This is a genomic window from Streptacidiphilus sp. ASG 303 (genome assembly GCF_020991365.1).
Lineage (GTDB): Bacteria > Actinomycetota > Actinomycetes > Streptomycetales > Streptomycetaceae > Peterkaempfera.
The window spans coordinates 232226-241717 of the sequence record NZ_JAJLRA010000009.1; the positions used below are offsets into that span (position 1 = coordinate 232226).

General features: G+C 76.6%; 8 protein-coding genes and 1 pseudogene. 7 read left to right on the forward strand and 2 right to left on the reverse strand.

Features of this window, described 5'->3' with window-relative positions:
- Positions 1 to 195: 195 nt before the first annotated feature.
- The 6 genes from LO771_RS15130 (at position 196) to LO771_RS15155 (ending at position 6586) form a co-directional block, all read left to right on the forward strand.
- On the forward strand, positions 196 to 1047 hold the full coding sequence (locus tag LO771_RS15130) for an STAS domain-containing protein (RefSeq protein WP_230652581.1): 852 nt from the start codon (positions 196 to 198) through the stop codon (positions 1045 to 1047).
- Positions 1044 to 1424: an STAS domain-containing protein gene (locus LO771_RS15135; protein ID WP_230652583.1), complete on the forward strand. Its 381-nt coding sequence runs from the start codon at positions 1044 to 1046 to the stop codon at positions 1422 to 1424. Before LO771_RS15130 ends, LO771_RS15135 begins: the two co-directional genes overlap by 4 nt.
- Complete coding sequence (locus LO771_RS15140) at positions 1421 to 1843, forward strand: ATP-binding protein (RefSeq protein WP_230652584.1); 423 nt, start codon at positions 1421 to 1423, stop codon at positions 1841 to 1843. The genes LO771_RS15135 and LO771_RS15140 overlap by 4 nt, the downstream gene beginning before the upstream one ends.
- Complete coding sequence (locus tag LO771_RS15145; protein ID WP_230652585.1) at positions 1831 to 2940, forward strand: ATP-binding SpoIIE family protein phosphatase; 1110 nt, start codon at positions 1831 to 1833, stop codon at positions 2938 to 2940. Before LO771_RS15140 ends, LO771_RS15145 begins: the two co-directional genes overlap by 13 nt.
- Positions 2937 to 4844, forward strand: a complete 1908-nt coding sequence (locus LO771_RS15150; RefSeq protein ID WP_230652587.1) for a hybrid sensor histidine kinase/response regulator — start codon at positions 2937 to 2939, stop codon at positions 4842 to 4844. The genes LO771_RS15145 and LO771_RS15150 overlap by 4 nt, the downstream gene beginning before the upstream one ends.
- Before the next feature lie 173 nt (positions 4845 to 5017).
- On the forward strand, positions 5018 to 6586 hold the full coding sequence (locus LO771_RS15155) for a fused response regulator/phosphatase (protein WP_230652626.1): 1569 nt from the start codon (positions 5018 to 5020) through the stop codon (positions 6584 to 6586).
- 116 nt (positions 6587 to 6702) lie between these two features.
- Here LO771_RS15155 and LO771_RS15160 read toward each other — a convergent pair whose 3' ends face one another.
- Together LO771_RS15160 and LO771_RS15165 are read right to left on the reverse strand one after the other, a co-directional pair.
- A complete protein-coding gene (locus LO771_RS15160; RefSeq protein WP_230652589.1) occupies positions 6703 to 7314 on the reverse strand; it encodes a TetR family transcriptional regulator in 612 nt (203 codons plus the stop codon).
- A gap of 113 nt (positions 7315 to 7427) precedes the next feature.
- Positions 7428 to 8621, reverse strand: a complete 1194-nt coding sequence (locus tag LO771_RS15165; RefSeq protein WP_230652591.1) for an alkane 1-monooxygenase — start codon at positions 8619 to 8621, stop codon at positions 7428 to 7430.
- Between the two features lie 628 nt (positions 8622 to 9249).
- Here LO771_RS15165 and LO771_RS15170 point away from each other — a divergent pair.
- A pseudogene (locus LO771_RS15170) lies at positions 9250 to 9492 on the forward strand (glycosidase); the annotation flags it as partial.

Consider the following 9492-nt stretch of genomic DNA (forward strand, 5'->3'; position numbering starts at 1 on the left):
CGGTCAGGGGTGCGCGCGCCCCTCTGCGACCGCGACCGCCCCGCCCGGGACCCTACCCGCCCGCAGACGAGGGATACAGTCGGGCCCGGAGCCGGGGGCCCGCGCACGGCCGCGCCCCGCAGGCCGGGAACGATGCCGTACGCTTTCGCAGGATCCCATCGTTGCCATGGGTCAATGACTTAAGGAGTGCGCCACGTGGTCGGACCCGACTTCTCCGAGCGGCTGGCGAACCTGCTCTCCGCGGACGGCGGACGGCTCGCCGAGGCCTGGGTCGAGCGGGTGTCGACCTCCCTGCGGAACCGGATGAGCACCGTCGAGCTCGACCGCGAGCTGCGCGAGCTGTACGACGCGCTGGTCGAGGCGCTGCGCCGGGGCGCCGGCGGGGTCCACGACGAGAACTTCTCCGAGGTCCGGGCGCTGCTCACCGAGATCTCCCGCAACCGCGCCCGCCAGGGCTTCACGCCGGGCGAGACCGCGGTCAGCGTCTTCGCGCTCAAGGAGGTGCTGGAGCCGGGGCTCACCAGCGGGTCCAGTGCCGACATCGGCGCCTACCTGCGGCTGAGCCGGCTGCTGGACGAGTTCGGCCTCTTCACCATGGAGGCCTACTCGCAGACCCGCGAGGAGATCATCTCCGCCCAGGCCGAGCAGCTGCTGGAGCTGTCGACGCCGGTGGTGAAGATCTGGGACGGCGTCATCGCGGTCCCGCTGGTCGGCACCCTGGACTCGGCCCGCACCCAGGTGGTGATGGAGAAGCTGCTCCAGGCGCTGGTGGACACCGGCTCCGAGCAGGCCATCATCGACATCACCGGCGTGCCCGCGGTGGACACCCAGGTCGCCCAGCACCTGCTGAAGACGATCGTCGCCGCCCGGCTCATGGGCGCGGAGTGCACCGTCTCCGGCATCCGCCCGCAGATCGCGCAGACGATCGTCGCCCTCGGCATCGAGTTCGGCGACATCGTGACCAAGGCCAGCCTGGCCGACGCGCTGCGGCACGCCCTGGGCCGCACCGGCGCCTCCGTCGTCGCCAAGGCCGGTGAGCGCCGGTGAGCGAGCGTGTGCCGGTCCTGCGGATCGGGGACGTCCTGCTGGTGTCCATCCAGATGGACCTGGAGGACCAGACGGTCATGGACCTCCAGGAGGACCTGGCCGAGCGGATCGTGGCGACGGGCGCCCGCGGCGTCGTGATCGACATCACGGCCGTGGAGATCGTCGACTCCTTCGTCGGCCGGATGCTCGCCACCACCGCATCGATCTCGCGCATGCTGGACGCCGAGACCGTCGTCGTGGGCATGCGCCCCGCCGTGGCGATCACGCTCGTGGAGCTGGGCCTGTCCCTGGGCGGCGTCCGCACCGCCCTCGACCTGGAGAAGGGCCTGGCCATCCTGCGACGCAGGTCGGGCCTCCCGGACGCGGACCCGGCGTGACCGGCACCCTTGTCCCGGAGGGCGGGACGACGCGGCAGCCCATCGAGCGCAACGACGACGTGGTGCGGGTGCGCCACCTCGTGCGCGCGCTGGCGCTGCAGTGCCGCCTCTCGCTGGTGGACCAGACCAAGCTGGTGACCGCCGCGAGCGAACTGGCCCGCAACACCCTCGTGTACGGCGGCGGCGGCTCGGTCAGCGCCGGCCTGGTCACCCGGGGCGGCCGGACCGGGGTCGCCGCCTCGTTCGAGGACTCGGGTCCGGGCATCCCCGACATCGACCTCGCCCTGACCGACGGCTGGACGTCCGGCGGCGGCCTGGGGCTGGGGCTCAGCGGGGCCCGGCGGCTGGTGGACGAGTTCCACCTGGAGACCGAGGTAGGCCGCGGCACCACCGTCTCGGTGGTCAAGTGGGCCCGGTGACCGGCCCGGAACTGCTCGGCAGCGAGGACGTGGCCTGGTTCCGCGACGACGATGCCCTGCCCGGCGCCGTGCGGGGCGCGGCCGCCGCACTGGCCCGCCGGATCGGCCTCGACGGTCAGCGCGCCTCCGAGGTGGCCCTCGCCGCCACGGAGATCGCCACCAACATCGGCCGGCACGCCGTCGACGGCTCGGTGCTGCTGCGCGTGCTGCGCTCGGGCGGGCGGGCGGCGGTGGAGCTGGTGGCCATGGACAGCGGGCCCGGCATCGCCGACGTGGCCGCGGCCCTGCGCGACGGCGTGTCGAGCGCCGGCACCCTGGGCATCGGCCTGGGCGTGGTGGGCCGCATGGCGGACGCCTTCGACCTCCAGTCGACACCGGGGCGCGGCACGGTGCTGGCCGCGCGGTTCTGGGCGCGGGACACCTCGACCGGACAGGCCGTCCTCGACGCCCCCGCCGACGAGCCGCCGGTGGCGGGGCTCACCCGCCCCATCAGCGGCGAGCAGGTCTGCGGCGACACCTGGGCCGCGAAGCTCGACCCGGCCGTCGGGGCGGACGCCGCCGCGGGCACCGGAGCGGGCGGCGCCGGGGACGGGCGCCCGGCGGTGCTGATCCTGCTCTGCGACGGGCTGGGGCACGGCCCGCTCGCCGCCCGCGCCGGCGAGGCCGCCGTCCACGCCTTCCGGGAGTCCCGGGCGGCCCTTCCCGAGGCGGTCCTCCGGGACGTCCACACCGCGCTGCGCGGCACCCGGGGCGGCGCCGTCGCGGTCGCCCGGATCGAGCCCGCGGCGGGACGCCTGCTGTACTGCGGGGTCGGCAACATCAGCGGCTTCCTCGTGCGGCCGGACGCCCGCAGCGGCCTGCTGTCCGTGCCGGGCATCGCCGGCCACCAGATGCGGGGCCTGCGGACCTTCGAGGCGGCGCTGCCGCCCGGCAGCGCCCTGGTGATGCACTCCGACGGCCTGACCGAGCGGTGGGGTCCGGGACTGCCGGGCGGCCTGCTGCGCCACTCCCCCGTCGTCCTGGCCGGCCACCTGCTCCAGCAGGCGGGCCTGCGCCGGGACGACGCCGGGATCGTGGTCGCGAAGGGGCTGTGGTGAGCGACGTGGCGCCCGACATGCGATGGCGGCCGGTGGCGGCGCTCGCCACCGAGCAGGACGTCTTCCTCCTGCGGCGCGGCGGCCTGGTGGCCGCCGAGGCCCTGGGGCTGGAGCGGCAGGACCAAGTGCGGCTGGCCACCGCCCTCAGCGAGCTGGGCCGCGACCGCCTGGAGTGCACCGCCGTGACCACGGCGTTCTCCGTGCGCGGCGGCGCCGCGGCGACCCTGGTGGTGACGCTGCGCTGGCAGGACGGGCCGCCCCCGTCGCCGGAGTCGCTGGCGTCGGCCGCGCGCCTGGTCCCCCGCATCCGCCACGTGCCGGCCGGGCAGGGCGGCAGCATCGCCGTCGAGCAGGACCTGCCCGCGGGCGCCGACCCGCACGGCGCCTGGGCGGACCGGGTGCGGGCGATGCTCGGCCCGACCGCCGGGGACACCCTCTCCGCCGGGATGCGCGCCCAGACCCACGACCTGATCGCCGCCCTGGAGGACGTCCGGGCGCAGCGCGAGGAGCTCCACCTGCTCAACCAGGAGCTGGAGGAGACCAACCAGGGCGTCCTGGCGCTGTACAACGAGCTGTCGCAGGAGCTGGAGGAGACCAACAGCGGCGTGGTGGCGCTCTACGCGGAGCTGGAGGACAAGACCCGCCGCCTGCAGGAGGTGAGCGAGGCCAAGACCCGGTTCTGGGCCACCGTCAGCCACGAGCTGCGGTCGCCGATCAACTCGGTGATCGGCCTCGCCCGGCTGCTGCTGGCGCCGGGTTCGCGGCCGCTGGACGCCGACCAGCGGCAGCAGGTGTCGCTGATCGCCGGGTCGGGCAGCACGCTGCTGGCGCTGGTGGACGAGCTGCTGGACGTGGCCAAGGCGGAGTCGGGCCAGCTGCGGCCGCAGCAGGCGCCGGTGGACCTCGGGGTCCTGCTCGGGCAGCTGCAGGGGACCATGCGCCCCTCCTCCCCGGGCGGGCGCGTGCGGCTGTCGGTGGCCGGTCCCGCCGGGGTGCCCGAGCCGGTCACGGACGAGGTGATGCTCACCCGGATCCTGCGGAACCTGCTGTCCAACGCGCTGAAGTTCACCGAGGCGGGCGAGGTCTCGCTCGACGTGGGCACCGAGTCCGCGGGCGGCCGGGAGTGGATGCTGTTCACCGTCCGCGACACGGGGGTGGGCATCCCGCACGACCAGCAGGAGCGGGTCTTCGAGGAGTTCTACCAGGTGCAGGGGCCGCACCAGCGGGGCCGGTCCGGCACCGGGCTGGGGCTGCCGTACGCGCGGCGGCTGACCGAGCTGCTGGGCGGGACGCTGGCGCTGACGAGCGAACCGGGCCGGGGCACCACCGTGGTGGTCCGGCTGCCGGTCCGCCCGGAGCCGGAGGCCCCCGCCGGGCCGGCGCCGGCGGACGGCCCGGTGCCCGCGGCGGAGCCTGCCGGTGCGGGCCCCGCGGACGGGCCGCGGCCGCTCGGCGTGCTCCTCTGCGTCGACGACGACCCGGCGTTCCGGGCCGTCGTCCGGCCGGTCCTGGAACGGCTGGCCGACCGGGTCGTGGAGCTCGACCGGGCGACCGGCATCGCCGAGGCGGTGCGGCGCGAGGGCGCGGACGCGGTGCTCCTGGACCTCCAGATGCCCGGGACCGACGGCTACGCGGCCGCCCGGGAGCTGGCGGGCGCCGGACCGGAGGTGGGCGGCGTCCCCCTGGTCGTCGTCACCGCGGCCCCCGACGACGCGGTCGACCGGGACCGGCTGGCGCACGCCCGGGCCGTGCTGCGGAAGGGCGGCCTGACCTACGAGCGGCTGGCCGAGGTGCTTCTGGGCGGCCCGTCCGGGGCAGGAACCGGTCCGACGGGAACGGGGCGGACAGGCACGGAGCAGGCGGGCGGGGGCGCCGGCGGCCGGGGCGGGAAGGAGGCGCAGTGAACGGGGACGCCCCGTGCGCGCCGCACACACCGGACACACCGGGCACGCCGGATGCACCGGGCCCGCAGGGCGCCCGGAGCACCGCGGTGGCGCCCGCGCCGGACCCCTTCGGGACGCGGGAGGGCGCGCGCGCCCGCAACGACGCGCCCGCGCCGGACGGCGCCCCCGCGACCGTGCTGGTCGTCGACGACAACGCCGTCAACCGGTACATCCTCACCACCTGGCTCAGGCGCGCCGGCCACCGCGTGGTCGAGGCCGGCGACGGGGAGGAGGGGCTGCGGGCCGCCTGGCAGGACGGCCCCGACGCACCGGAGGTCGCCGTCGTCGACGTGCGGCTGCCGGACCTCAGCGGCTTCCAGGTGTGCGAGCGCCTCAAGGCGGACCCGCGCACCGCGGGCGTGCCGGTGATCCACGTGTCCGCCACCGCGATCGCCGTCACCGACCGCACCCAGGGCCTCGACCGGGGCGCCGACGCCTACCTCGCCGAGCCCATCGACCCGCAGGAGCTGCTGGCCACGGTCGCGGCCGTGCTCCGGTACGCCCGCGCCCGCCGCCGGGCCGAGGACCTCGCCGCCCGCGTCACCGCCCTGAACCGGATCACCCTCGACGTCTACAGCGCCCCCGCCGCGCGGCCGCTGGCCGCCGCGGCCGCCGCCGGCGCCGCCGTCCTGCTCGGGCAGCCCGCCGCCGCCGTCCTGCTCACCCCGCAGGAGGAGGCGCTGTGCACGGTCGCCCCCACCCCCGGCGCCCTGACGCTCCCCGCGCCGGCCGCCGCCGACGCGCACGCGCGGCTGGGCGACCTCGTCCTCGGCAGCGCCACCGGCGCGAGGACGGCGACGGTGCCCGAGGAGGTGTGGCGGCCGCTGCTGCCCGGTGCGCCGATGGACGGGGAGCTGCTGGTGGCCGCGGCCCGCACCAAGCGGGACCGGCCCCCGCTGTGCCTGGCCGTGCAGGCGGACACCGCCCGGTCCTCCGACGACCGGAACCTGCTGATCCAGCTGGCGCACGCCTGCGCCCTGTCGCTGGAGGCGCTGCGCGCCTACAGCGAGGAGCACTCCCTCGCTCTGACCCTGCAGCGCACCTTCCTGCCGAGCCGGCTGCCGCGGGTGCCCGGACTGGAGCTGGCGGTGCGCTACCGCCCGGCGGCGGAGCAGACCGAGATCGGCGGCGACTTCTACGAGGCCGTGGAGACCTCCGGCGGGCTGCTGCTGGCCATCGGCGACGTCGCGGGCCACTCGCTGTCGGCGGCCACGGTCATGGGCGAGGTGCGCCACGCCCTGCGCGCCTACGCCATGGAGGGCCATCCGCCGGAGGCGGTCCTGGAGCGGCTGGACACCTTCCTCGTCCGCTCCCGCCCGGGGGTGACGGTGACCGTGTGCCTGGTGCTGGTGAGCCCGGACCGGCGGGAGGTCCGGGTCTCGAACGCCGGGCACATCCCCCCGCTGCTGATCGGCCCGGACGGCGCGGGCGGCTACCTGCGGCCGCACAGCCCCCTCCTGGGCCTCGGCCTGCCGCACCCCCCGGCGGTCCCATACCCGGTGGCGGCGGGCAGCAGGCTGCTGCTGGTCACCGACGGCCTGGTGGAGGAGCGGCGCACCGACCTGGACGAGCGGCTGGCCGCCTTCGCCACGGCCGCGTCGGCCGGGCCGGAGGACCTGGAACTGCTCTGCGACCTCATGCTGGCCCGCTTCGGCGAGGGGAACGACGACGACATCGCGATCCTGGCGGCGCGGCTCGACTGACGGGGATCCCGTCCCGTCCGGGGCCGGCGGCACCCGCGCGGGGCCGCGGACGCGGGCCCCGGCTCCCGGCCGACCGCCGGGCCGCCGGACCGCCGGACCGCCGGACCGCCGACGCGTCAGCCCGTCGGCGCGTCAGCCGCTCCGCCCGTCAGCCGCTCCGCGAGGCGGGCGAGGGCGGCGGGCGCGTCACCGCCCGGCGAGGGCTGGAGGAGGTGGCTGAGGGTCAGCCGGACCAGGACATCCGCGGCCTCGTCCGCCTCCGCGACGGGCAGGGCGGGCCGCTGCCCGGCCAGCCAGGCGGCCACCAGGCGGCGGGCCGGCTCGAGGACGGCGTCCGGCTCGGTCGTCAGGTGGGGCAGCAGGCCGGTGTCGGCGCCGGTGTGCGAGGCGGTCAGGACGGCGGCGAGGAGCGGGTTGGCGTCCGCCTGGCGGAAGACGGCGCGCAGCGCCGCCTCGACCGCGTCCCCGACCCGTCCGGGGTGGGCGGCGAGCGCCTCGGCGACCGCGGCGAGGAACCCCTCGGCCTCCCGCTGCACCAGGGCCCGCCCCAGCCCCTCCCTGCTGCCGAACTCCCGGTACAGGGTGGGGCGGGAGACGCCGACGCGGGTGGCGACGGCGGAGATCCGGACCGCGCCCCAGCCGCGTTCCACGACGGCGTCGCGGGCGGCGTCGAGCGCGGCCTCGCGCAGTTCGCGGCGGTAGACGCGGTGCAGGGGTTCGGCGGTCACGGGGAGGAGTCTGCCAGGTCGCGGTGGCGGGGTCCCGGGCGCGCGGGTCCCGGGCGCCCGGGTGCCGGGGCCCCGGCGGGGGGACGGGGCCCCGGCGGCCGGCGGGGGGCGGGTCAGGCCGCCCCGGCCGTCCCCGCGGCGGGTGCGGCGGCCTCGGCGAGGCGGCGGCGCAGCCGGGGGTGGAGGTTGGCGCGGGTGGCGTCGCCGCCGTAGTGGGCGAGGACGCGCGGGTCCATGACGCGGCGCCACAGGGGCGTGGCCCACGCCAGGACGATCATGGAGGCGTACCCGGAGGGCAGCTGCGGCGCCTCGTCGAAGTGGCGCAGCGTCTGGTAGCGGCGCAGCGGGTTGGCGTGGTGGTCGGAGTGGCGCTGGAGCTGGTACAGGAAGATGTTGCTGGTGGTGTTGTTGCTGTTCCAGCTGTGGCGGGGGGCGACGCGCTCGTACCGGCCGTCGGGGCGGCGCTCGCGCAGCAGGCCGTAGTGCTCCAGGTAGTTGACGCTCTCCAGCAGGCAGAAGCCGAGGACGGCCTGCAGCGCGAGGTAGGGCAGGACGGCCGGCCCGAAGGCGGCGGTGAGCGCGCCGAACAGGACGGCGGACATCGCCCAGGCGGTGAGCACGTCGTTCTCCCGGGACCAGACCGGCCGGCCGCGGCGCTCCAGGCGGCGGGCCTCCAGCCGCCACGCGGAGCGGGCGCTGCCCGCGACGGCGCGCGGGAGGAACGCCCAGAAGCTCTCGCCGAGCCGGGAGCTGGCGGGGTCCTCGGCGGTGGCGACCCGGATGTGGTGGCCGTGGTTGTGCTCGACGTGGAAGTGGCCGTAGCAGGTCTGGGCGAGGGCGACGCGCGCGAGGCGGCGCTCCAGGGACTCGCGCTTGTGGCCGAGTTCGTGGGCGGTGTTGATGGCGACCCCGGCGACGACGCCGACGGTGGCGGCCAGGCCGGTGCGGTCGGCGGCGGACAGCTCCGGGCGGGTCCACTGGACGCAGGCCCAGACGAGGGCGGCGTACTGCAGGGGCAGGTAGAGGTAGGTGCACCAGCGGTAGTAGCGGTCGCGCTCCAGGACGGGCATCGCGGCCTCGGGCGGGTTCTCGGCGTCGGTGCCGATCAGCCGGTCCAGGACCGGGATGAGCACGAACGCGAAGACGGGGCCCCACCACCACCAGAGGCCCTGGCCGGTGGCGGCGGCGAGCGCCCCGGCCTGGAACGGCAGGGTGGGCACGGCAAGGCCGAGCAGCCAGGCGTACCGCTTGCGGTCCCGCCAGGGGGCCGCGGTCTCCCCGGCGGGTGCCGGGCCGGTCGACGTCATGGGGGTGCCTCCTCGGCGGCTCCGCGGGGGTCGGGGCGCTCCGGGCCCCTCCCGCTCGTCCTCAAGGCTGGCACCGCGCCGGGGAATTGACAATACGGCTCCACCTGTAAAAAAGCTGATGCTGCATCAGAAAGACCGAGGCGCGGCGGCACCGGCGCGGACGGGGGCGGCACCGGTGCGCGGCGGTACGGCGGGGCGGCGAAGGGGCGGGATCCGGGAGGGGCGGGATCCGGGAGGGGCGGGCCCCGGGGGGCGGGGCGCCGGCCGGACCCGGGCCGGTACGGTCGCCCCACGACGGCCGCGCACGGGCGTCCGCACGGCGGCGGGGGTTCCCCGCCGGGACCGGCGGCGACCTGTCGGGCCCGGGGTCTTGACGGCGTCCGGTCAGACCCCTACTTTCTGCAGACAGCAAGTTTCCAGCAAGTTTCATGAAGCTTGCAGCAAGCAACGGAACGGTCTTGCGGGTCAAGCACTCCCGCCCCATCCGCCGAGTCTCTCCACCCACCCCGACGGCTGCCCCCAGCCACCAGGAGACACCGTGGACAACCCCACCCGCGCGCGTGCGCACGGACGCCGCCGACCGCGTACGGTCGGCGCCCTCACCGCCGCCACCGCCCTCGGACTCACCGTGGGCACCGGCCTCGTCCTGACCCCTGCCGCCCAGGCCACCCCGCCCGGCAGCAAGACCGTCACCGCCACCCTCTTCGAGTGGAAGTACACCTCCGTCGCCAACGAGTGCACGACCACCCTCGGTCCCAAGGGCTACGGCTTCGTCGAGGTCTCCCCGCCCCAGGAGCACATCCAGGGCTCCCAGTGGTGGACCTCCTACCAGCCCGTCAGCTACCGGATCGCCGGCCGCCTCGGCGACGCC